Genomic DNA, 21,986 nt, shown 5'->3' on the forward strand with positions numbered 1-21,986 from the left:
AGACAATGCAGATCAACAAAATACTTATCGGAGTAGATGAAAGTAAATTTTCTGAATACGCTGCAGCCTATGGCTTTGACATAGCACGTACCTTTAGTGCACATGTAGGTTTAGTTCACATAATTGAACCCAACGTAGCGCCGATAAATAGCACAGACACGATAACGGGGATGCCAATGCAAACATCAGGCATAGATGATATGGAGATGTTAAATATACAGGAGGATATGTCGGAAAATATAATTGAGCGTACTATAAAAAAATATGCCGGAAATTTACAGGTAACTCATTTTAATGAATATGGTTCAACTGCTGACAGTATAATTAGTTGCAGTAAGGAATTTGGAGCTGATCTTATAATAATAGGTACACACAATCGCTCAGGAATTGATCGTTTATTGATGGGTAGTGTTGCCGAAAGCGTAGTACGTAACTCACATATTCCGGTATTAGTTGTTCCCCTGCTTGCCGATAATTAATACAGTAGCCTGAATTTAATGGTATGCTCAATTGCTTTTAGTTTATTGAGCACCTCGGCATCATAACCGGTATTTACATCGGTAATTACATAGCCGATCTGAGCATTAGTTACTAAAAATTCGCCTACAATATTCATGTTATTGCGTGCAAACAGATCATTTATTTTAGCTAATATTCCCGGTACGTTCTTGTGGATATGAATTAACCTGTGAGAGTTATTGCTTCTGGGAGGTTGCAGATCAGGAAAGTTACAACTCATATGAGTTTTCCCTTCATTCATAAAAGCAATAACCCTTCGGGGGATAAAATCTACGTTTCTGGGGTTGTTTTTCGGGTCATCAAAAATAATAATGCCATTGGAACAGGCGGTTTCGGCTATTTTACGATTATTTATTTTTCCAAAGCAACCTATCACCTTAAGTTTGCCGGCATGTTCTAACTGTTCCGGAGTAGGCTGATTAGCATCATCGCAAAATAATACACCGGCTTCATCCAAGTATTTTTCTTCAATGCACTCCCGGTGCCGTATGTTATAGCCTTCTTTTCGCATTGCTGCTAATGCCTCCTCATTAACATTACCAACTACCAAACATTTTATACGGTTTTTTGGGTACGATATAGCCCGGGGCAGTTTATTTATGTATAAAAACTCATCAAAACTCGGGGTTATATGGTCAGCCTTTTCAGCTACGGATTTGCGTTCGATATTTTCAGTAAAAGCGAAAAATTTTTCGATCAATCCGGATTCTTTTAATTGAAAATCTGAATAGCCATCACCTATTCCAAAGATCTCTCCCTTCAGATCCAGTTCTCTTAATAATTTCACCTTGCCACCTTCCTGAGATAAAGGGTTTGACCGATCATAGCCAATTATATTGCCTTCTTCGTCAAATTCAAATGTGTTAGCGTAAATATTTTCTTTTTTAATATAATATTCGGTAACAACCGGTATAATAAATTCCTTAAATCCGCCCGAAACTATGAGCACCTGATCCTGGTGGTTTTTGAAAAAAATGGTATTACGGGAAAAGGAGGTGGATACTTTTTTCTTTAAATGTGTAATAAGCTGTTTTAAATGGTCGCGGTTGGCACAAAGCAGCCTAACCCTTGCCTGTAAACTTTCTGTAAATGACAGGCGACCTTCCATAGAAGCATTCGTAAGTGCTTCTATTTGTTTATAAATTTCCTCTCTGTCGGGGTGGTTTTTTAAGGAAATACGTGCAAGCTCATCTAAAGCTTCTACCTGTGTAAATGTGCTATCGAAATCTATTATGAAGTGCTGATCCATACGAGGCTATTGCAATGTGGAATTGCAAATGTGCGAAATTTGATTGAAAGCGTGTAAGGATAAGTTTTCACAATAGGAATGGTAGTGTTAAAAACCGCCACTGAGTCGTCCTAAAATAGGTTGACAGAAATTAATGATTTAAAGATAGTCCTTGTTGGTTAATACCTGCAAGGATTTTTTGTTGATGTACCAATTGTGGTGTTTGATAGTTTAGAGCCAAATGCGGCCTTCGACAGTTATAGAGTTCGATAGCGTCGGCGATCATTGCTGCGGCCTGTTGGCTATCTTCCGCTTTAACGACCAGGAACTCATTTTTAATGATACCGTTGATGCGTTCAGCTAAAGCGTTCTGATAGCAATTGTAACCATCGGTCATCGATGGAGTTATATGGTGTTTAGCCAATAACTGTTGATATTGTGCTGAACAATATTGTAAACCTCTGTCCGAGTGATGTATCAATGGCGCACTGATCTGCTCTTGTTTGACGGCCATTTGCATGGCAGCCGCCACGCCATCGGTATGTAAGCTGGGATGCAGATGATACCCTACTATTTTCCGCGAATAAGCATCTGTGACCAGGCTGAGATACGCTGTTTCGGTCTTGGTATCAATATAAGTAATATCACTTACCCACACCTCGTTAGGCCTTGTTGCTGCTTTTCTCCCTTTAAGCAAGTTGGGATATTTATGTAGCCAGTGTTTAGAATTCGTTGTTTTATGATAAGAATGCTTTGGTTTGATCAGCATATGCTCTGAACGCAGGAAATCAAATAAGGCGTCCCTGCCGATCTTTATCCCTTTACTCCTGATCTGCTTGCTTAACCGATAATACAGCTTACGTGTACCGAGCCTTGGTAAATGGATCCGTTCTTTAATGACATCTGCCTTTACCTGTCTAAGTTCCTGTAAACGCTTTTCTATGCGCTGTTGCTTCTGATAATAGCCCTGACGGCTCATCCCAAACAATCTGCAAGCCTTTGACAGGCTTACTATTCCTTTGGCTTTGAGCCTTTGGATTGTTTGGGTAAAGACTTTTTTGGCAAAGCAATGCCATGCTCTTTCTGCAGGATATCGAACATGGTCTTATAGATCAGGTTCCTGTCCTGTTCATCTTTTAAAGCTGCTTCCAACTGCTTGATCCGTTGTTCCGGGGTAAGTTCGCGATCGTTGTCCAAGGTATACTGTTTGGGTAATGTCCAGTCTAAGGTACCATGTTTCCTTAACCAAACCAATACCGTACTCCTGCCTTGGATACCATAATGCTTTTGAGCCTTTTTGTATGTAAGTTCGCCTTTTTCTACTTGCTGGACAACCTGCAACTTAAAAGCAAGGCTGTAATCGCGCTGACTGCGCCTGGGTGATTTGTTCATGCTTTTTTTCATATAAGTCAACTTTGGTGTCAACTTATTTCAGGACGCGACACACAAATACAAAAGGCCGACATTATATGGCCGGCCTTTTATAGTTTATTTAATTTACTATTATTCCTTTTCAGTTTTTGCTGTATCGTTTATTCCACCTTCAGCAATTTGTGTAAGTAAACTATCGGCATCTTTTTCTTCTTGCAAGGTGGCGTCAAGCAAGTCGGCGGCATCATTATAACCCAAGGTTAAGGCTAAAGTTTTTAAAGTGCCGTATGACGCTATTTCGTAGTGTTCAATTTTTTGAGCGGCAGAAATTATACCGGCATCACGGGTAAGGCTTCCTTTTTCTGTTTCGGCAACAATTTCGTCGCCTTCTTTTAACAAGCCGGCCATAGCTTCGCATTTAACGGCTACAGCCTTTTCATTGATGGAAGAAAACGCGTCTTCTAAACGTGTAATATGATTTTCAGTTTCTTCCAGGTGGTTTTGTATCGCTGTCCGCAGTTCATCAGAGGTAGCGGCCTTAGCCATCTTTGGTAAAGCTTTAGCGAGATGCTTTTCTGCCCAATAAATGTCCTTTAATTCATCAATAAATAATTCATTCAATGCTGATTCTTCTACGTTAGTTGTAGTTTCAGTTTTTTTTGTTTTTGTAGTTGCCATGATTGTTAAGTTTTATTTTAATCAATCAACACAACCATTAGCTATATGTTTTGCCTATTTTTATAATTTTTTAATTATAACGAATATATATATTGTGTTTAATGTGTATATATTAAGTTTGGATTTACTTTATAAACCTTGTTTATAATTATCATATAGATTTATTTGCCTTTAAATGCGGCTTTTTCCACGTGATCAGCCGCCACATAGCCTCTGCACTTAATAAGGTGCATAAGGCAAAAATAGCCGCCTGCACGGCCTTTGGCGTTGATGAAAACGCACCGGCAAGCGCTATGAAATAAACACTCACCGGTAATAACAGTAATAAACATAAGCCAGCAACATTAAGCGGTATTTTAAATGGCCGTTTAAGCTTAGGTGCAGTTATTCGGAGTTTAATTAGCGATATATATTCCAAAGAGAGGCCAGCTCCATAAACGGTGACATCAATTATCAGTAATTCCGCAAATGGCCATAATATCATGAAAGATACCACTATTGAGCATAGTATAATAGAAATGTAAGGTGTTTGATATCGGGAATGTAATATATTAAGTCGTTTGGGTAACAAACCATCGTCGGCCATTGCCTTGGGGACGCGCGAAACTGATAGCAACACAGCAGCATAAATTCCCAATGAACTTGCCATACCTCCGGCTGCTATTATAGCTCCCAACCATCTTCCGCCGGTTAAAATTCCTAATGCCGGGAATCCTTCTTCTGAAAATACGTCATAATTTATTCCGGAGCCCATTGCAACCACAACCGCAAAAAAATAAACAAGCATAACTAAAGCAAAGGCTGTAAATGTTGACGTAAGGTACGACCGTACAGGTTTTTCCACTTCTTTGGCATAAGTTGTTATGTTATCCCATCCTAAACAATTCCACATTACAGTATATAAAGCCATACCAAGCGAGGAAAAAGGAACCTGATCAATACTTTGAGGCGGAATGTGAATGGCCCCATTGTGATAAATAGCTATTATAAAAAGTATAATTAAAGGGGATAATACAAGTGCACCTAAAAAGAGGGAGACTTTACCTACAGGCATAATACCTAAAATATTCAATATTGCGGAAAGCCATATGATAACTATGCAAACCGGTATGCGAAACTCAATGATTCCCGGAAAGAAAAAGGATGCGTACGTTACAAATAACACCGGATATATGGCCAGATCTACAAACGTGTATATCCACGTCCACCAACCTTCGTAAAATCCTAAACGGTTACCTAATGCATATTTAACCCATTTATAATAACCTCCGGTAACCGGCATCATGCTGTTCAGCTCTATTACCGTAAATATTGCGGGAATATCCCATAGGATAGGCGTAACTAACAATATTAAAATAGCAGCGTGTTCGCCTGCATATGCCAGCAAAGGCTCTAAGCCATATGGCCCCCCTGAAACGGTGAAAAAAATAAGTGCAACAAGTTGAAATGGCTTTATTTTTTTGGTTATTACTGTTTGTTGCATGCGGCATAAAAATATTTATTTATCTCATTATTAGCTAACCTAAATTTTTATCAGATATGGTATGTAAACGATAATGAATACTGTTAATAAAATATTTTTCACCACGTGTAACGTATAATATAAGATATACGTCAAGGTATAAAATGTTTAAAAAGTATAGGCGCCATACTTAAGACATTGATAAACAATATATTTAATAACAAGGGCACTATGCCCATTTACTTATGAAATGAAAAAGAACATCTTAACCTTAATCGCAATTACGGCTACCTTATTTAGTGCCTGCAAAAAAGACAATTCTAACAATCCGGCCGACGGAAACTCAGCATCGTATCAACCATTTACCAATGGCTCAACATGGTCTTATAGAAACGAAACCAACAGTATACCCGGTTTTCCGGGGCAGGCCGAGGTGGATACTACGATTAACACAATGACCGCTGATACCAAAGTTTTTACCGGCAGAAAATTTCATCTTATTAAATCTGTTACAGGATCAGATATAGTGGAGAATTACTTTGGCTTTGATAACCATGTATATTACAATCATAGTGTAGATGATCTGGTTGACGGCGAATTAGAACTGCCTTATCTAAATGAGGAAACAGCCATAGGCGGAACATGGATAGCTCCTTTACAATTTGAAGATGCGCCTGAATCACAGGCAAAAGGTACAATTGTAGAAAAGGATATTACCAAAGTTATTCTTGGTAAAACGTATAATAATGTAATCCATTCAAAGCTTGAATTGCAATCGAAATTAGACGGTCAATTTGTAACGGTTTTCACTTTCGATTTTTACGTAGCTAAAAGCGTTGGTGTTATAGCCGTTTATTCAAGTTACAATGGTAATCAGCTATCCAAATCAGAGTTGATAAGTTATAATATTAAATAGCAATATTTTTAATATTAAGTTCAACGGCCTGTGGCAATGCTACAGGCCGTTTTCGTTTGTAAGGCTTATGCCATAAAAACATGGTCACTCCTCATGGCAATAACGTATGTCCTATTTTTGAGTAATAATGCAAAATTTGAAAATTATGAAATTAAGTGTGTTAGATCAGTCACCGGTGAGGAAAGGATGTACGGCAGAACAAGCTGTGCAAGAAACTGTAGAGTTAGCTAAATATACAGATGAGTTAGGTTATCATAGGTTTTGGGTATCGGAACATCATAATACAAGCAGTTTAGCCGGATCGACCCCGGAAGTGCTGATAGCACACCTTGCGGGTCAAACTAAACAAATACGTTTAGGATCGGGCGGAGTAATGATGCCAAACCATAGTACGTTAAAAGTGGCCGAGAATTTCAGAATGCTGGAAGCAATATTTCCGGGAAGAATTGATCTTGGTATGGGACGTGCCCCCGGTACTGACAGGCTTACAGCCTCAGTACTTAACCCATCTAATCAGTTTAGTGAGCAAGATTTTCTCGAACAGATGATCGACCTGCAACATTATTTCCATGATACGGCACAACACGGTACCATACAGGCAAAAATAAAAGCTATTCCGCAGGTAAAAACGGTGCCCGAAATGTGGTTGTTAAGTTCAAGTGGCCAAAGTGGATTATTTGCGGCGCATTTTGGAATGGGTTTTTCTTTTGCGCATTTTATTAATCCAATAGGCGGCCCGCAAAGTGTAAAGATGTATCGCGAACGCTTTAAGCCGTCGCAAGATTTAACATCTCCTGAAGCTAATGTTGCTTTGTTTGTTTTTTGCAGTGATGATGAAGAAAAGATATTTCAGCACCAGGCGGTGATGGATCATCGTTTTATTCAGTTTGAAAAAGGTGGTGGATTATCGCCCCTCGGTTACGATGACGTGAAAGATGCCACTTACACCATAACTGAGCAAGAACGTATAAAATACAACAGGCAAAGAGTAATTACAGGCACACCGGACATAATAAAGGACAAACTATCCCGGCTCGCTAATGAATATGATGTAAATGAACTAATTGCTGTAACAATTGCAGAGAACTTTGAAGACAGGTTGAGATCGTATAAATTTTTATCTGATAGTTTTTTAATTAAAAATTAAAGCTGGCAGGGTAGTTGTATAGTTATTGTTATAAAAAACAATACTATGGAAACGATAGAAAAATCAATTGAAGTTTTAAATGACCTTATAGAAATAAATAATGATCGTATAGCCGGTTTTAATAAAGCGGCAAAAGATCTTGGTGAAGGGGACGCAGACTTGAAAGCTGTGTTTGAAAAGTTTGCAAACGACAGTCGTGAAAATGCAAAGGAACTATCTATAGCAATTAACCGGAGCGGGGGAGACGCTGAAACAGGTGTATCTGCAAGCGGTACTTTGCACAGGGCTTGGTTAGATGTAAAAGCTACATTTACCGGTGCAGATAGGAAAAGCATATTAGAAGAATGCGAACGCGGGGAAGATGCTATAAAAAAGGCATATCGTGATGCTTTATCACCAGATAACGGTTTATCTCCTTATTATAGCCAGCTGGTAGTAAAACAGCAGCAAATGATCAACGAAGGACACGATAAAATAAAAATGTTACGGGATAGTCAACTATAGTAATTATAAAAATTCTTATAATGCCACCTTTAAAGAAAGGGTGGCATTTTTTATCTTAAACATGCGGATTAAAAATCTGAAATCAGGTTTTAATCGTATATTTGTAACGATTATAAATAACACTACTACATTAAACAATATTTTGTGATTATACTGATTTTCTTTTTAGCCCACTGGTTTTTATCCCTGTTTTTCCAAACTTTCTTCCTTCATAGATATGCCTCTCATAAGATGTTTACTACTAACAAATTCTATGAGCGCACTTTCTATATCATGACTTATTTTTGTCAGGGTTCATCTTTTTTAAATCCACGAGCATATGCCATTATGCATCGCGAGCATCACGCTTACAGTGATACTGAAAAAGATCCGCATTCACCTCATTTTTTTACGGACGTATTTCAAATGATGTGGCATACTGTACTTAGTTATCGTGACCATATTAAAAGATTAAAAGAACCTGAAGAGCGATTCAAAGGAAATTATCCGGAGTGGAAATTTTTGGATTATGTAGGGTCTTCAATAGTATCAAGGCTCATCTTCGGATGCTTGTATGTAGCTTTTTATGTAGCTTTTGCAACTCATTGGTGGATGTTCTTTTTATTACCTATTCATTTTATGATGGGCCCGATTCATGGTGCAATTGTTAACTGGTGTGGACATAAATACGGTTATGCCAATTTTGATAATAATGATAAGTCAAAAAACACAACTCCTTTCGACTTTTTAATGCTCGGAGAACTGTTTCAAAACAATCATCACAAACGGCCTAATAATGCCAATTTTGGTGCTAAATGGTTTGAGATAGATCCTGTTTATCCGGTAATGAAATTAATGCACTGGGCGAGAATAATACGATTGCGAAAAGCTTATATATAAAACATATCAAATATTAAAAAAGGCGGGGTGTATTTTTTTATACCCCGCCTTTTTACTTTCAGCCATTAACCATTTAACCTATATTTGCCCTTCGTAAATAATTTTTATCCATGAAGGTATCTACACTCGCCCAAAATTTAAGCGGCTCCGAAATTATAAAAATAGCAGGCGAAATAAATGAATTGAAAAAACAAGGTCAAAATATCGCCAATCTTACTATCGGCGATTTTGATTCTAATATTTACCCCATTCCAACAGAACTGAAAGACGGAATAATTGCCGCTTACAATAGTAATCAAACCAATTATCCCCCGGCAGATGGAATGCTTAGTTTACGCAACAGCGTATCTGAATTGTTAAAGAGCAGATACCAACTTAAGTATGCGTCCAATCAGATATTGATATCAGGTGGTTCAAGACCGTTGATATATTCAACTTATTTAGCACTTGTTGACCCCGGAGATAGAGTTGTATTCCCTACTCCATCGTGGAATAATAATCATTATTGCGACTTAACGGGTGCTGAAGCAGTTTTAGTGGAAACACATGCGGAAAATAATTTTATGCCAACGGCAAATGACCTGAAACCTCATATAAAAGGGGCAACATTACTGGCGTTATGTTCTCCCTTAAACCCTACAGGTACCATGTTCGGTGAAAAAGATCTGGAAGAAATTTGCGATTTGGTAATTGAGGAAAATAAAAGCAGGGGAGCAGATGAAAAGCCTCTGTATTTATTATATGATCAGATATATTCACAACTCACTTTTGGTGAACATCAGCATTTTAACCCGGTAAGTCTCCGGTCTGAACTTAAAGATTACACCATTTTTATTGACGGCGGATCAAAATGTTTTGCAGCTACGGGGGTTCGTGTAGGCTGGGGCTTTGGCCCTGCTGAAGTTATAAATAACATGAAAGCCATTGTTGGTCACATGGGGGCTTGGGCTCCAAAAGCTGAACAGGTGGCTATGGCAGATTTTTTAACCAATGACAGTTATGTAGATAATTATCTGACTCATATAAAATCTGCAATACAAGCAAGTTTAAATACACTTTATAAAGGATTTCAACAACTGAAGGCTGAAGGTTTCCCGGTTGATGCTATTGAACCAATGGGCGCTATATACCTTACCATCAAATTAGATTGTACAGGGAAAACTACAGCAGAAGGAAATGTTTTGAATAATTCTGCTGATGTTAATTTTTATCTTATTAAAGAAGCTAAAGTAGCTTTTGTGCCATTTTCTGCTTTTGGTACGGGTGAGGATGTTAACTGGTTCCGGGCCTCTGTTGGGGCATGTACTCATGCAGAAATTGAACAAATGATACCGCGTATTCGTGAGGCACTGGCTAAACTAAAATAACGTATTACGCGGCGGTTAATATATACTTTGCTAAACTCCTTTTTGCCACCGGCAATAAAGTCTGTTCCAGCGGAAAGTTAATATCGCTTTGCACATAATATACCGCCGGATTTGGTAAATGTTTTCTGCGGCGTATCAGATCAAGTTTTATTGACTCCGGCGTTATTGTAATGCTTTGTTCATAAGTATCAATAAATTGTATATTTATTCCGCGAAAATCATCGTCTTTATTTTGAAAAATACTTACCTGATACTCATATATCCAGTTCGTTTTTTCTTTTCCGTTTTTTAAAGAAAAGTAACCTTGATACGGCATTAAAGGAACCACGCCGACCGGATCAATATTTAATCTGCTTTCCACAAAATCGTAAATTTCTTTACCAACATGTATTGAGTTGTTCATTTTACTTATGGCGTATGCAATAATATTTTCTATTTCCTGCATAGAAACATCATCCTGAATAATTTTTTCATAAGTAAGCTTTAGTGCCTCAATATCAGTTTTGGTAAGTCGTTGAGGAAAAGCCTGTTGCAGAACGGCTTTATTATTTTTAAAATCTATTAAATTGTTGTAATGAAATATTAAATCGGCAAGGTTAGGATATAGCTTGTTGCTGTCAAAATGTTTATTTATTTCCTGTAGGTAATCAAGCAAAATATACTTCTTGTGTTCGAAATCTATGGAACCTTCAATAAACCAGTTAATGCCTAACGATTTCATATTTTAAACGTTATTACAATAGCTTAAATTAAATAAAAAAAGCCAAATTGCAATATGCTTTATGGAACACTTTTTTTAATACCGGTGCCTCTAGCGGATGAGTCGGCTTTAAAATCTTATACACCTTTTTTGATAGATACGATAAATAGTATCAAAGAATATATTGTAGAAAATGAAAAAACTGCTCGCCGCTTTTTAAAAGAGGCAGGACTTAAGATGCCCCAAAGCGAACTTATCATACATGATTACGGCAAGCATAAGCGCGATAATGCAGATAAAAATGATTTTTTTAAGGGATTACTTGCAGGTAATGATGTGGGTTTAATGAGCGAAGCCGGATGCCCGGGCATAGCCGATCCGGGGGCTGATATTGTAGCCGAGGCTCACCGCAAAGGCATTAAAGTGGTGCCGCTTGTAGGGCCAAGTTCGATATTACTTGCTTTAATGGCATCGGGCTTTAATGGTCAAAGTTTTACTTTTCATGGTTATATACCTATTGATAAGGCAGACCGGGTAAAAAAGATAAAGGACCTGGAAGCATTGGCAGAAAGAAATAAGCAAACTCAGTTGTTTATAGAGACACCTTTCAGGAACGACAGTTTGTTAGATGATATTTTAAAAACCTGCAAAGCCCAAACAAAATTGTGTATTGCCTGCGAAATAACCGCAAAAACGGAGTTTATAAAAACGATGAACATTGCTGAATGGAAAAAGCAAGTGCCCGATCTGCGGAAGCGGCCTGCTATCTTTTTACTTTTTCATGCTTAAGGAATCATGTTAGCGTTGCCATCAGAAACAAAAGTTTTAATAGTAGGAGCCGGGCCTTCGGGGTTAATGATGGCGGCCCAATTACTGCGCTATGGTATACAACCTTTAATAATTGATGGTAAACAGGGCCCTACTAATCACTCAAAAGCATTGGCTGTGCAGGCCCGGTCTTTAGAGATATACAGACAGATGGGTATAGTTGAAGGTGCATTAACCGATGGCAAACCTGCAGAAGGCGCCGAAGTGAATCTACAAGGTAAGCACACCGCCGATTTGCTGTTAGGCAAAGCAGGAGAGGGGGGAACGAAATATCCTTATATTTTAATGTACCCCCAGAATAAAAATGAGCGTTTACTGCTTGATTTTTTAACGCTAAAGTGCTGTACAGTTTATTGGAACACCACGCTAACGGAAATAAAGCAATTAAAGAATGGTGCCCAGGCACAATTGCAAAATAATGGTAACAATTACCAGGTAAACTGTGAGTGGATTATTGGTGCCGATGGCGCGCATAGTGTTGTTCGAAAGCAGTTGGGGATTGCCTTTGTTGGCGATACCTACCAGCACAAATTTTATCTGGCAGATATTAAATTGGACAAAGGTTTTGATGATAACCTTGTCCATTTGTTTATGGCAAAACGGGGATTTGCCGGATTTTTTTTAATGCCGGAAAATAGCAGTTATCGCATTGTAGGCAACCTGCCTCCGGATATTAGCGAAGAAGAAGTGCAATTAAGTGATGTGATGCCACACTTAAGATCTATTGTCGGGTCGGATTTGGCTATTACCAATGTTAACTGGTTTACGGTTTATAAACTGCATCACCGTATGGCTGAAAAGTTTAACGATCAACGTTGTTTTTTAATTGGCGACGCAGCACACATTCATTCACCTGTGGGCGGGCAAGGGATGAACACCGGATTACAGGATGCTTATAACCTGGCATGGAAACTTGCTGGAGTTATAAATGGTCAGCTGATGCCGGTTGTTTTAAACAGTTATGGAGCAGAACGCATACCTGTGGCTAAAGACCTGTTAAATAGTACAGATAAGGTTTTTAACATTGTAATTTCACAAAGCTGGTTAAGTAATACATTGAAACAATTCGTGTTACCTATAGCCCTTAAATTTTTATGGGGAAAGAAACAATTCAGGAAGAGATTTTTTAAACGGGTGTCGCAGATCGGGATAAATTACAGGGAAAGTAATATCAATTTACATTTAAGTGCCGGTACAGTAATAAAAGCGGGTGACAGGATGCCTTATCTGCCCGTATATGATGAAAAAAAGCAACAATATACTGATATACACACTTGGTGTAGTAAGCCGGGGTTTACGCTTATCACTCTTGGTGATGTAAAAGAAGGATATTTGTTCACCCTGGCTAAATGGATAACCCAAAATTACCCTACGGACTTTAATTTTTTCCATATGCCCCGATCCGAAAAGAATGCGATCGTTTTTGATACTTTTGAGGTACGTGCGGGTGAAAGGAGGGCTATAATAGTGAGGCCCGATATGCATATCGGTTATATAAATGATATAATTGATATTGAGTTAATGAACAATTACCTGCATCAAATAGCAAAATTCGTGTAATTATCCATGAATAGTCTCTCCTTTTCCGTAATTCTGAATTACCTGTGCCTCAAATTTTAAAAATTCATTCCAGCGTTTATCAACATCTACCTCAACCGCATATTTTTTAGCCAGGCGTATAAACATGGCGTAATGGGTTGCTTCACTTATCATAAGTTCATGATAAAAATCAGCCAGGGAGTTATCATTTATATTTTCTGACAATACTTTAAACCGTTCACAGCTGCGCGCTTCTATCATCGCTGAAAACAATAATCTGTCTATTAACTGCATTTCCCTGCCGCCGCCAACTATAATAAATTTCCGTAACTCGTTTACATAATTATCTTTCCGTTCCCGCCCTAATACATACCCACGTTTCAAAATTATTTCATGTACGCGTTTAAAATGATCCATTTCCTCCTGTACCAAAGCAATCATCTCCTGTACCAGATCGGATAAGTTAGGATTTTGTACAATTAGCGTTATAGCATTACTAGCTGCCTTTTGTTCGCAAAAGGCATGGTCGGTTAAAAGCTCTTCAATATTGCTTTCTACCACATTTTTAACCCACAGTGGATCAGTAGGTAACTGTAATTTCAGGATGGTTTTCTCGCTCACGACGTAAAGATACGGCAAAAGCCATTTATTGAAATAACGTTTTTAAGGATATTTAAAAGGATGAATTATCTATAAAGGCTTTTACTTTCTATAAAGTTTAAAACAGAATCGGGTACAAAAAATTGTACGTTCTTTTTTTCTGCTAATGATTTGCGAATGAAAGTTGCCGAAAGTTCCATTAACGGCGTCATGGTAATTGTTACTGATGGATGCGATGCAAATTCGGCATTTTCATACCCCGGCCTTGGATAAACGAATATTTGATAGTCACGTAATATTAGCCGGTAATTTTTCCATTTATGAAGCGTAACCAAATTGTCAGACCCCATGATCAAGGCAAACTCATGTTCCGGATATTTTTCTTTCAAAAATGTTAAGGTATCAATAGTATATGAGGGTTGCGGTAATTTAAGTTCTACATCACTAACTGCAATATTTGTGGCATTATCAGTAGCTAATTTAGCCATCTCCAACCTGTCATAGGTATTGATCAGGTCGCCGTATTTTTTAAGAGGATTTTGAGGCGAAACCACCAGCCACACTTTATCGAGTGCAGTGTGGTTTGCCATATAATTTGCGATTATTAAATGACCGATATGTATCGGGTTAAATGAACCAAATAATAAGCCTATCTTCATTAATGTTCATGGTTAAAATTTAATACTCTTATGAATTGGTAATATTTATTTCCAAAAAACATATATCCGTAAATAACTATGAACAATCAGTTAGCGTTACTTTATTGCACTAATCTGCAATAAAGTCATCAACTAATTTTTCTGCCTGTACACAAGCCGTTTCAAGATCGTAATTTTTAAGGATTATATCAAATTGAGGGGCATACTTTAATTCCTTTTCTGCTTTTGCAAAGCGTTCCTGTAGCTTTTCCGTACTATCTGTGCCCCGGCCCGTCAATCTTTCAATTAAAACTTCAAGCGATGGAGGTTGTACAAATACAGCCAGTGCCTGCCCGTCATACTTACGCTTAAGGTGCATACCACCTTCCACATCAATATCAAAAATTACCGTTTTTCCCTTCTGCCAAATTCTTTCTATTTCGGTACGTAAGGTGCCGTAAAATGTTCCTGAATATACTTCTTCAAATTCTACAAACTGCTTTTTAGCTATCCGGTGTAAAAACTCCTCTTTGCTGATAAAATAGTAATCTTCTCCATCTTTTTCATCGCCCCGGGGCTTTCTTGTTGTGGCAGATATGGAAAACTCAAGCTTAGGCATTTTTTGAAGCAGATGATGCACTATAGTGGTTTTACCGGCACCCGACGGGGCAGAAAATATAATAAGCTTTCCTTCTTTGGTCATGGAGTAATTAAACGATTAAGTATTATTCAATCGGGCGTATGCATTAAAAATTTATAATACCAGCCAGATCAAGAGTTATAAAACATTAAGTAATTGTTCTTTAATTTTTTCGAGCTCTTCCTTCATCCCCACTACCAGTTTTTGCATATTGGCATCATTAGCTTTTGAACCCAGTGTGTTTATTTCACGTCCTATTTCCTGCGATATAAAGCCAAGTTTTTTGCCATTAGCATCAGCATTTTTCAGAGTTTCAATAAAGTAATCACAATGACTTTTTAGTCTTATTTTTTCTTCTGTTATATCTAACTTATCAATATAATAGATCAATTCCTGTTCAAACCGGTTCTTATCAATGTTTTCTTTACCTGCGGCATCTGTCAAAAATTGATTTAAACGTTCCCTGATGACAGGTATGCGTTTAGGCTCTTCTATTTCAACCAGCTCAAGATTTTTCAGGATGATACCAATACGGTATTTAATATCTTGTTCTAAAACATTACCCTCATCGCTTCTAAATCCCTGAAAAGCTGCCATGGCCTGTTGGAATGTTTTTTCAACTATTTGCCATTCTTCATCTGTTGCAACCTCTTCCTCATATTTAACCACTTCAGGTAAGCTTAAGGCTAACTGTAAAAGATTGTTGGAAGGTTCATTTAGCTCTGCGCTTACTGATTTTAATTGCTCGTAATAATGCTTTAATAGGTCGCGGTCTATACCTGCAGCTTTTATAGCAGAACCTTGCTGTTCAATATTAATTGATAAGTTTACTTTACCGCGTTCTATCTGTTTACTGCATTCGTTACGAAGCTGAAATTCTTTCTCGGAAAAAATTTTAGGTAAACGCAGTGATAACTCGAGAAATTTACTGTTCAGAGATTTTAATTCGACGGTATATTTTACTCTGCCGGAATCAAAGCTGGCAATTCCGTATCCTGTCATGGATTTTATCATGTGCAAAGATAATATTTTTAATTATAGCACTTAATGATTAGTATAAACGCTAGCTATTTTAATGAACCGGTGGAAGGTTTAACACTTTTTTACATTTTATAAGATAATCATTCTATAAGTTTGCATACAAAAACGGCATCTTGAAGTATTTTATCATCTATATAATATCCGCATGTTTATTACTTACAAGTAATGTAAACGCACAGTCGCAAGGCCTGGTGAATGGTGTGGTATATAGGAAAATCTCAAATGACAGGTTGGCCCAGGTTATAGTTACCAATTTAAAAACTCATATAGTTACTATAAGTGATGAACACGGTATTTTTGCTATAAAGGGGGGAGCCGGTGATACTTTACTTTTTAGTAAAACAGATTATACATCGGACAGGCAAATAGTAGGCGGTTATAACATGATAGTGTACCTGCAACCGGAAATTAAACTTAGTGAGGTTGTTATAAAAGGCCAAACAAAAAAGCAGGAGTTAAAGAATATATTAGGTGATTATCGCAAACAAGGTACTTTTTATAACGGTAAACCTCCTGTTTTGTCGTTTTTAACCAACCCTTTAACAGGAGTGTATGAACTGTTTGGTAAAACACCGGGTAGAGCGCGAAGATTTGTAGCCTTTGCAAAGAGAGAATTAGAAGCCACAGAAGTAGACAGGCGTTATACCAAGGAGCTGGTAATGAGGGTAACAGCCGCGCCTGATAGTACCGCGCAAAAATTTATGGAATATTACAGGCCATCCTACGAGGATTTAAAAACCTGGGCAGATTATGACCTCATTAAGCATATAAAAAGCAATTTTGATTATTATCAGAAGAATAAGGATAGAATAAAGGCTGACAGTTTATTTTAAACTATATTCCAAGAGCTGCACATGCTTTTTCGGCAGCGAGCTTTTCCGCATTTTTTTTACTGAATTCTTTTCCGGTTCCCATTATTTCGCTATCAACAATTGCTTGTATGGTGAAAAGTTTGGCACTTTCACCTTCTTCGTTGTCTGCCACATCAAAGCTAATGTCTTTTCCGTGACGCTGGCACCATTCTATCAGTTTGCTCTTGAAGTTTGTTTCTGTTTGCTCAAGGGTATGGATATCAATATGCGATTTAATGATATGATTCACCAGGAAATTTTTTGTAAAATCATACCCCTTATCCAGATAAACAGCGCCAATAAGGGCTTCAAAAGCATCTCCTAAGAGTGAGCCCTGCCTGCCGGAAGACATTATCTTACTATCAAACTCAATTAATTTATCAAAACCAAGTTTGCGGCCTAATTGGTTCAGATTTACACGGCTTACAATTTTTGAGCGAAGTTCGGTTAAAAAACCTTCGTCTTCATAAGGGTAGAGCTTAAATAAAACTTCAGCTACAACACTGCCTAACACAGCATCGCCCAAAAACTCTAATCGTTCATTACTGTTTTTTACACCCTTTTTTATGTTTTGAGCAACTGATTTATGCCGAAAGGCCAATCTGTATAAAGATAAATTGCCCGGCACAAAGCCGAGCAAATTCTTTAAAACCTTAACATATTTTCTGTTTGGGGAAATGTAAAGCTTGTAAAAGCGACTAATTGGCATCCAATGAGTTTAATCCTGGTACTTTTTAAATATAACAGAAGCATTATGCCCGCCAAATCCAAAGCCGTTGCTTTGAGCTACATTTACCACACGCTTTTGTGCTTTATTAAATGTAAAGTTGATTTTAGGGTCAAAAGCCGGATCATCAGTAAAATGATTTATTGTAGGTGGTACAATATCATTTTTTAATGCCAGGATAGCAGCAATAGCCTCAACAGCACCTGCAGCACCCAATAAATGGCCTGTCATTGATTTTGTTGAGCTAATATTAATACGGTAAATTTCTTCACCAAAAGCGTCCTGTATGGCCTTTACTTCCTGAGGGTCACCAATAGGGGTTGATGTACCGTGTACGTTCACATAATCAATATCTGACGGTTTTAATCCGGCATCTTCAAGGGCAGCTTTCATTACCAATGCAGCACCTAACCCCTCCGGATGAGGAGCTGTCATATGATAAGCATCGGCACTCATGCCTCCACCTACCATTTCGGCATAAATTTTTGCACCTCTGGCCAAAGCATGCTCAAGCTCTTCTAAGATAATTGTACCTGCACCTTCTCCTGCAACAAAACCATCTCTATCCAGATCAAACGGACGTGATGCCGTTGCCGGATCGTCGTTACGGGTTGATAAGGCATGCATGGCATTAAAACCGCCAATACCTGCCTCGTTAATAATAGCTTCAGAACCGCCACTTATAAACATGTTAGCTTTACCCAGGCGGATATAGTTAAATGCGTCAATAAGGGCATTATTTGAAGATGCACACGCAGATACGGTGGAAAAATTAGGTCCGCGAAGACCATATTTTATGGATATATGTCCGGGAGCTATATCGGCTATCATTTTCGGAATAAAGAACGGGTTAAACCGGGGAGTACCGTCGCCTTTGGCAAATGATACTACCTCATCTAAAAATGTTTTTAATCCTCCAATGCCCGACCCCCAGATAACACCAATGCGGCTGGTATCCAGATTTTCGAAATTAAGACCTGCATCTTTTACGGCTTCTTCTGTAGAGAATAAGGCATATTGTACAAACGGATCGAGTTTACGGGCATCTTTTCTTCCCAAAAACCCGTCCGCGTCAAAATTCTTTACTTCGCAAGCAAATTTAGTTTTGAAGTTTGTTACGTCAAAACTTTTAATTAAGGCAGCGCCGCTTACCCCATTGATTAAGCCATCCCAGTATTCTGCAACGGTGTTACCAATCGGAGTAAGCGCTCCAAGCCCGGTTACTACAACTCTTTTAAACTCCATTTAATAGATTTAGGGAGTTTATTTAACGTTTTTCTCAAGATAAGCAACTGCCTGTCCTACAGTACCAATGGTTTCTGCCTGGTCATCAGGTATTGCAACGTTAAATTCCTTTTCAAACTCCATGATTAACTCTACGGTGTCTAAAGAGTCGGCACCAAGATCGTTGGTGAAGCTAGCTTCAGGCGTTACTTCACTTTCGTCAACACCCAGTTTTTCTACGATAATAGCTTTTACTCTTGAAGCGATATCAGACATAGTCTTAATAGTTTAATGATTAATAAATTTTCAGTGCAAAGAAAAATAAATTCTGTTAAATATCAAATCTAAAAACTTTTACACATTTAAGCGAACAAAATTTTACGCCAAAGGTTTCGATTTGTAATTTTACCGCCGTAAAAGTAATGATTTTGAACAGGAAAAATTTAAAGTTTGAGATTGATTTTGATTTTATACTTGTAGCTATCACCACTTCGCTTAAAGATTATCGGATTTGTTACCTTATTAATAAATTTTTAAACTTTAATTTTGTCCGTGCTGATGATATGGAAGTAGATATCAGCATGCAGGGAGAGTGCTCTTTGTTTTCTTTCTATCAGTTTTGTTGGGAGGCAACAGAAACAGATTTTTATTTTATTGCGAATAAAGGATCAGAGGGCTACCTTGTGCCCGAAATGAAAGAAGCAGATTATTTTTTGCTGATAAAAAATTATATTGATGAAACCGACCTGAGTAACGTAATTTCGGGCATAAATAAGATACCCGATGTTGTCACTGCTATAAAGATTGAACCTAAAAAATTAAAATCACGCGAAAATCTTTTATTTTAGCGGAAATTTTTAAAAGTGTTATTGATACACTATATATTATAAAGCCTGTTTTAAACCTGAAAATATGAATTTTTATTATAATCGTACCAAGATTGTTGCTACTATGGGGCCTGCATCGGCCAAAAAGGATGTGTTATTGGCAATGATTAGGGCTGGTTTAAATGTTTGCCGGCTTAATTTTTCGCACGGTAAGCCTGAAGATCACAAAAAAGTTATTGACATTATCCGGGAAATTAATGAGGAATATAAAACTAATGTTAGTATTCTGGCAGATTTACAAGGCCCTAAAATACGCATAGGTTTGGTTAAGGATGGTGGTATTCATTTAGTAAATGGTACCCAAATTAATATAACCACTCATGAGTGTATAGGTGATGACAATAAAATATACATTACTTATGAAACTTTTCCACAGGATGTACAAGCCAACGAAATAATTTTACTTGATGATGGTAAAATTCAAATGCGTGTTATAGAAACTAACCGTTTGGATACCGTTGTTTGCGAAGTAATACATGGTGGTATTTTAACCTCACGTAAAGGGGTTAATCTTCCAAATACTAAAGTCTCTATACCAAGCTTAACTCCTGAGGATCTTGATAATCTTCAATTTGCCCTTAAATACGATGTTGATTGGATAGGATTATCTTTTGTTCGTACCGGACAGGATATTATTGATCTGAAACATATTATTAACGAAAGCGGAAAAACGGCAAGAGTTATTGCCAAAGTGGAGAAACCGGAAGCCATTGATAATATTGACGAGATAATTGCGGCAACAGATGGCGTAATGATAGCACGTGGCGATCTTGGTGTAGAAATGCCGTTAGAGGAAGTTCCATTATTGCAAAAAATGATAGCACGTAAATGCCGGGATGCGTCAAAACCGGTAATTGTTGCTACGCAGATGTTGGAATCTATGATAACTACTCCACGCCCAACAAGGGCTGAAGTTAACGATGTGGCCAATTCTGTATTGGATGGCGCTGATGCTGTAATGTTGAGCGGCGAAACATCAGTAGGGGAGTTTCCGGTTATTGTTATTGAAACAATGGCTAAAATTGTACGGAATGTTGAAGATCTCGGCTATCCGTATAACCTGTCTAAAACAACAAATCCTGATAAATCAGCACCTGATTATTTAAGCGATAACTTATGCGGATCGGCTGTTTATCTTGCCGAGCATACTGATGCCGTTGGCATAGTTTCCATGACGGTTTCAGGGTACACTGCTTTTGAAATTTCAAGCTATCGTCCTAAGGCTGGTATTTATATATTTACTTCTAACAGGCAATTGCTAAACTCGCTTAGCCTGGTTTGGGGAGTTCGTGCGTTTTATTACGATCACTTAGAAAGTACAGACAAAACTATAAGCGACGTAAATGAAACCCTTAAAACCGAAAATTTAATAAAGGTTGGAGATGTAGTAATTAATACGGCGGCTGTTCCTATTGTTAAACAGGGTAAAACCAATATGTTAAGAGTAAGTGTTATTGAATAACGGATACTTACATCATATTAATTAACAAAAAAAGGTTATTGCAAAAAACAATAACCTTTTTTATTGCATCTGTTTATTGAATATTATTTGCTGGCTGCGTATGTTTTAGGATCAAGCGCCTCGGGAGACCAATTCTTAAAAAATTCTAAAACCTTGCCTTTACTATGTCCTTTACCTTCTTCAAGGTAGGCAGAATTCTGTGTATGAAGTAATTTGCCTTTTCCGTCAAGCACTACAAATACGGGGAAACCAAATCTTTGCGGATAACCCAGTTCAGCTAAAAGTTTTTCATTTTTATTTTCGGCACTATAATTAACGTGCACTACTTCATAATTGGCCGCAAGGTAGCTGCTCAGATCCGGATCTTTTGTTACCAGATCGTTAAAACGAAGGCACCATATGCACCAGTTACCGCCTATTTGAAGCAAAACGTTTTTATGTTCTGCTGAGGCTTTTTTTACAGCTGCTGCAATATCCGCTTTAGCGTCAGCTTCCGGATGATATAACTTAGGAGCTTCCTGTGCATTTGCCGCCAAGCTACATATTAATAAGGACGCCGCTAAAAGTAAGTTTTTCATATGTTTTGTCTTTTGTTTAAATATAGGATATGAAAATATTAAAACCTGTGTTCAATCGTAAAAATATAGTAAATTTTTTATTATTGAATTTGATTTTTTTTAGTTTTCAACAGAGTATTTTACTGTAAAACAAGTAATTAAAAAACTAAATAGATAACTACAGCAGATCATACGGTAAATGTGGAAAACTCTGCGTGGTA

24 protein-coding genes are annotated in these 21,986 nt (G+C 37.7%); 11 read left to right on the plus strand and 13 right to left on the minus strand.

The features are described 5' to 3' along the window. Positions 1-5: 5 nt before the first annotated feature. Positions 6-479: a universal stress protein gene (locus I5M19_RS01805; RefSeq protein ID WP_200063453.1), complete on the plus strand. Its 474-nt coding sequence runs from the start codon at positions 6-8 to the stop codon at positions 477-479. Here I5M19_RS01805 and I5M19_RS01810 read toward each other — a convergent pair. The 4 genes from I5M19_RS01810 to I5M19_RS01825 all read right to left on the minus strand — a co-directional run bounded on the left by I5M19_RS01810 (position 476) and on the right by I5M19_RS01825 (position 5,279). Then, on the minus strand, positions 476-1,768 hold the full coding sequence (locus tag I5M19_RS01810; protein ID WP_200063455.1) for an HAD-IB family phosphatase: 1,293 nt from the start codon (positions 1,766-1,768) through the stop codon (positions 476-478). The two genes, I5M19_RS01805 and I5M19_RS01810, sit on opposite strands and share 4 nt — an antisense overlap. Before the next feature lie 130 nt (positions 1,769-1,898). Next, a protein-coding gene (locus I5M19_RS01815) for an IS3 family transposase (RefSeq protein ID WP_200063457.1) occupies positions 1,899-3,151 on the minus strand; the annotation gives its coding sequence in 2 pieces (ribosomal slippage) (positions 1,899-2,809 and positions 2,809-3,151; 1,254 coding nt in all). A 99-nt stretch (positions 3,152-3,250) separates the two neighbouring features. Then, the gene (locus I5M19_RS01820; RefSeq protein ID WP_200063459.1) at positions 3,251-3,796 is read right to left on the minus strand and encodes a YciE/YciF ferroxidase family protein; all 546 of its coding nucleotides are present in this window, start codon (positions 3,794-3,796) and stop codon (positions 3,251-3,253) included. A gap of 151 nt (positions 3,797-3,947) precedes the next feature. Next, on the minus strand, positions 3,948-5,279 hold the full coding sequence (locus I5M19_RS01825; RefSeq protein WP_200063461.1) for an APC family permease: 1,332 nt from the start codon (positions 5,277-5,279) through the stop codon (positions 3,948-3,950). Between the two features lie 229 nt (positions 5,280-5,508). On the opposite strand from I5M19_RS01825, the gene I5M19_RS01830 reads away from it, so the two are divergent. The 5 genes from I5M19_RS01830 to I5M19_RS01850 all read left to right on the plus strand — a co-directional run bounded on the left by I5M19_RS01830 (position 5,509) and on the right by I5M19_RS01850 (position 10,071). Next, positions 5,509-6,174 carry a hypothetical protein gene (locus I5M19_RS01830; RefSeq protein WP_200063463.1) on the plus strand — a complete coding sequence of 222 codons (666 nt, stop codon included), beginning with the start codon at positions 5,509-5,511 and terminating at the stop codon, positions 6,172-6,174. A 145-nt stretch (positions 6,175-6,319) separates the two neighbouring features. After that, the gene (locus tag I5M19_RS01835) at positions 6,320-7,321 is read left to right on the plus strand and encodes an LLM class flavin-dependent oxidoreductase (RefSeq protein ID WP_235985740.1); all 1,002 of its coding nucleotides are present in this window, start codon (positions 6,320-6,322) and stop codon (positions 7,319-7,321) included. Between the two features lie 45 nt (positions 7,322-7,366). After that, positions 7,367-7,825: a ferritin-like domain-containing protein gene (locus tag I5M19_RS01840; protein WP_200063467.1), complete on the plus strand. Its 459-nt coding sequence runs from the start codon at positions 7,367-7,369 to the stop codon at positions 7,823-7,825. A 144-nt stretch (positions 7,826-7,969) separates the two neighbouring features. Further along, positions 7,970-8,704, plus strand: a complete 735-nt coding sequence (locus I5M19_RS01845) for an acyl-CoA desaturase (RefSeq protein WP_200063469.1) — start codon at positions 7,970-7,972, stop codon at positions 8,702-8,704. 110 nt (positions 8,705-8,814) lie between these two features. After that, a complete protein-coding gene (locus I5M19_RS01850) occupies positions 8,815-10,071 on the plus strand; it encodes a pyridoxal phosphate-dependent aminotransferase (RefSeq protein ID WP_200063471.1) in 1,257 nt (418 codons plus the stop codon). Positions 10,072-10,075: 4 nt separating this feature from the next. Here I5M19_RS01850 and I5M19_RS01855 read toward each other — a convergent pair whose 3' ends face one another. Continuing rightward, complete coding sequence (locus I5M19_RS01855) at positions 10,076-10,792, minus strand: hypothetical protein (protein ID WP_200063473.1); 717 nt, start codon at positions 10,790-10,792, stop codon at positions 10,076-10,078. Between the two features lie 54 nt (positions 10,793-10,846). Here I5M19_RS01855 and I5M19_RS01860 point away from each other — a divergent pair, with 54 nt between their 5' ends. Both I5M19_RS01860 and I5M19_RS01865 read left to right on the plus strand, forming a co-directional pair. Further along, the gene (locus tag I5M19_RS01860; protein WP_200063474.1) at positions 10,847-11,560 is read left to right on the plus strand and encodes an SAM-dependent methyltransferase; all 714 of its coding nucleotides are present in this window, start codon (positions 10,847-10,849) and stop codon (positions 11,558-11,560) included. A 6-nt stretch (positions 11,561-11,566) separates the two neighbouring features. After that, a complete protein-coding gene (locus tag I5M19_RS01865) occupies positions 11,567-13,159 on the plus strand; it encodes an FAD-dependent monooxygenase (protein WP_200063476.1) in 1,593 nt (530 codons plus the stop codon). On the opposite strand, the gene miaE is transcribed toward I5M19_RS01865, so the two are convergent. From miaE to I5M19_RS01885, 4 genes are all read right to left on the minus strand, one after another. Beyond that, the gene (gene miaE, locus I5M19_RS01870; RefSeq protein ID WP_317193206.1) at positions 13,160-13,759 is read right to left on the minus strand and encodes a tRNA-(ms[2]io[6]A)-hydroxylase; all 600 of its coding nucleotides are present in this window, start codon (positions 13,757-13,759) and stop codon (positions 13,160-13,162) included. A 65-nt stretch (positions 13,760-13,824) separates the two neighbouring features. Continuing rightward, the gene (gene nadD / locus I5M19_RS01875) at positions 13,825-14,397 is read right to left on the minus strand and encodes a nicotinate (nicotinamide) nucleotide adenylyltransferase (protein WP_200063478.1); all 573 of its coding nucleotides are present in this window, start codon (positions 14,395-14,397) and stop codon (positions 13,825-13,827) included. 109 nt (positions 14,398-14,506) lie between these two features. Next, positions 14,507-15,079, minus strand: a complete 573-nt coding sequence (gmk, locus tag I5M19_RS01880; RefSeq protein WP_200063480.1) for a guanylate kinase — start codon at positions 15,077-15,079, stop codon at positions 14,507-14,509. Positions 15,080-15,154: 75 nt separating this feature from the next. Next, positions 15,155-16,018 (minus strand): YicC/YloC family endoribonuclease, encoded by an 864-nt coding sequence (locus I5M19_RS01885; protein ID WP_200066069.1) that lies wholly within the window; start codon positions 16,016-16,018, stop codon positions 15,155-15,157. 152 nt (positions 16,019-16,170) lie between these two features. Between I5M19_RS01885 and I5M19_RS01890 the strand changes: the two genes are divergently transcribed. Beyond that, a complete protein-coding gene (locus I5M19_RS01890) occupies positions 16,171-16,890 on the plus strand; it encodes a hypothetical protein (RefSeq protein ID WP_200063482.1) in 720 nt (239 codons plus the stop codon). Between the two features lies 1 nt (position 16,891). Here I5M19_RS01890 and rnc read toward each other — a convergent pair whose 3' ends face one another. Genes rnc through I5M19_RS01905 form a run of 3 tightly spaced genes read right to left on the minus strand, consistent with a single transcriptional unit; the run spans position 16,892 to position 19,135 of the window. Next, the gene (gene rnc, locus I5M19_RS01895) at positions 16,892-17,617 is read right to left on the minus strand and encodes a ribonuclease III (RefSeq protein ID WP_200063484.1); all 726 of its coding nucleotides are present in this window, start codon (positions 17,615-17,617) and stop codon (positions 16,892-16,894) included. A gap of 9 nt (positions 17,618-17,626) precedes the next feature. Then, positions 17,627-18,880, minus strand: coding sequence for a beta-ketoacyl-ACP synthase II (fabF, locus tag I5M19_RS01900; protein ID WP_200063486.1), 1,254 nt, complete (start codon positions 18,878-18,880; stop codon positions 17,627-17,629). Between the two features lie 18 nt (positions 18,881-18,898). After that, positions 18,899-19,135, minus strand: coding sequence for an acyl carrier protein (locus I5M19_RS01905; protein ID WP_031266521.1), 237 nt, complete (start codon positions 19,133-19,135; stop codon positions 18,899-18,901). A 146-nt stretch (positions 19,136-19,281) separates the two neighbouring features. On the opposite strand from I5M19_RS01905, the gene I5M19_RS01910 reads away from it, so the two are divergent. Together I5M19_RS01910 and pyk are read left to right on the plus strand one after the other, a co-directional pair. Further along, entirely contained in the window at positions 19,282-19,707 is a 426-nt protein-coding gene (locus I5M19_RS01910; protein ID WP_235985741.1) for an IPExxxVDY family protein, read from the plus strand. A 64-nt stretch (positions 19,708-19,771) separates the two neighbouring features. Further along, positions 19,772-21,208 carry a pyruvate kinase gene (pyk, locus tag I5M19_RS01915; RefSeq protein ID WP_200063490.1) on the plus strand — a complete coding sequence of 479 codons (1,437 nt, stop codon included), beginning with the start codon at positions 19,772-19,774 and terminating at the stop codon, positions 21,206-21,208. Between the two features lie 83 nt (positions 21,209-21,291). Here pyk and I5M19_RS01920 read toward each other — a convergent pair whose 3' ends face one another. Further along, positions 21,292-21,786, minus strand: coding sequence for a thioredoxin family protein (locus tag I5M19_RS01920; protein ID WP_200063492.1), 495 nt, complete (start codon positions 21,784-21,786; stop codon positions 21,292-21,294). Positions 21,787-21,986: the final 200 nt, after the last annotated feature.

The sequence above is a fragment of the Mucilaginibacter segetis genome (assembly GCF_016522075.1).
Taxonomy (GTDB): Bacteria; Bacteroidota; Bacteroidia; order Sphingobacteriales; family Sphingobacteriaceae; genus Mucilaginibacter; species Mucilaginibacter segetis.

What these genes read in the sequence shown, in the direction of transcription:
- I5M19_RS01805 (WP_200063453.1), top strand. Translation starts at nt 6, where the DNA reads ATGCAGATCAACAAAATACTTATCGGAGTAGATGAAAGTAAATTTTCT.
- I5M19_RS01810 (WP_200063455.1), bottom strand. Translation starts at nt 1,768, where the DNA reads ATGGATCAGCACTTCATAATAGATTTCGATAGCACATTTACACAGGTA.
- I5M19_RS01820 (WP_200063459.1), bottom strand. Translation starts at nt 3,796, where the DNA reads ATGGCAACTACAAAAACAAAAAAAACTGAAACTACAACTAACGTAGAA.
- I5M19_RS01825 (WP_200063461.1), bottom strand. Translation starts at nt 5,279, where the DNA reads ATGCAACAAACAGTAATAACCAAAAAAATAAAGCCATTTCAACTTGTT.
- I5M19_RS01830 (WP_200063463.1), top strand. Translation starts at nt 5,509, where the DNA reads ATGAAAAAGAACATCTTAACCTTAATCGCAATTACGGCTACCTTATTT.
- I5M19_RS01835 (WP_235985740.1), top strand. Translation starts at nt 6,320, where the DNA reads ATGAAATTAAGTGTGTTAGATCAGTCACCGGTGAGGAAAGGATGTACG.
- I5M19_RS01840 (WP_200063467.1), top strand. Translation starts at nt 7,367, where the DNA reads ATGGAAACGATAGAAAAATCAATTGAAGTTTTAAATGACCTTATAGAA.
- I5M19_RS01850 (WP_200063471.1), top strand. Translation starts at nt 8,815, where the DNA reads ATGAAGGTATCTACACTCGCCCAAAATTTAAGCGGCTCCGAAATTATA.
- I5M19_RS01855 (WP_200063473.1), bottom strand. Translation starts at nt 10,792, where the DNA reads ATGAAATCGTTAGGCATTAACTGGTTTATTGAAGGTTCCATAGATTTC.
- I5M19_RS01860 (WP_200063474.1), top strand. Translation starts at nt 10,847, where the DNA reads ATGCTTTATGGAACACTTTTTTTAATACCGGTGCCTCTAGCGGATGAG.
- I5M19_RS01865 (WP_200063476.1), top strand. Translation starts at nt 11,567, where the DNA reads ATGTTAGCGTTGCCATCAGAAACAAAAGTTTTAATAGTAGGAGCCGGG.
- nadD (WP_200063478.1), bottom strand. Translation starts at nt 14,397, where the DNA reads ATGAAGATAGGCTTATTATTTGGTTCATTTAACCCGATACATATCGGT.
- gmk (WP_200063480.1), bottom strand. Translation starts at nt 15,079, where the DNA reads ATGACCAAAGAAGGAAAGCTTATTATATTTTCTGCCCCGTCGGGTGCC.
- I5M19_RS01885 (WP_200066069.1), bottom strand. Translation starts at nt 16,018, where the DNA reads ATGACAGGATACGGAATTGCCAGCTTTGATTCCGGCAGAGTAAAATAT.
- rnc (WP_200063484.1), bottom strand. Translation starts at nt 17,617, where the DNA reads ATGCCAATTAGTCGCTTTTACAAGCTTTACATTTCCCCAAACAGAAAA.
- fabF (WP_200063486.1), bottom strand. Translation starts at nt 18,880, where the DNA reads ATGGAGTTTAAAAGAGTTGTAGTAACCGGGCTTGGAGCGCTTACTCCG.
- I5M19_RS01905 (WP_031266521.1), bottom strand. Translation starts at nt 19,135, where the DNA reads ATGTCTGATATCGCTTCAAGAGTAAAAGCTATTATCGTAGAAAAACTG.
- I5M19_RS01910 (WP_235985741.1), top strand. Translation starts at nt 19,282, where the DNA reads ATGATTTTGAACAGGAAAAATTTAAAGTTTGAGATTGATTTTGATTTT.
- pyk (WP_200063490.1), top strand. Translation starts at nt 19,772, where the DNA reads ATGAATTTTTATTATAATCGTACCAAGATTGTTGCTACTATGGGGCCT.
- I5M19_RS01920 (WP_200063492.1), bottom strand. Translation starts at nt 21,786, where the DNA reads ATGAAAAACTTACTTTTAGCGGCGTCCTTATTAATATGTAGCTTGGCG.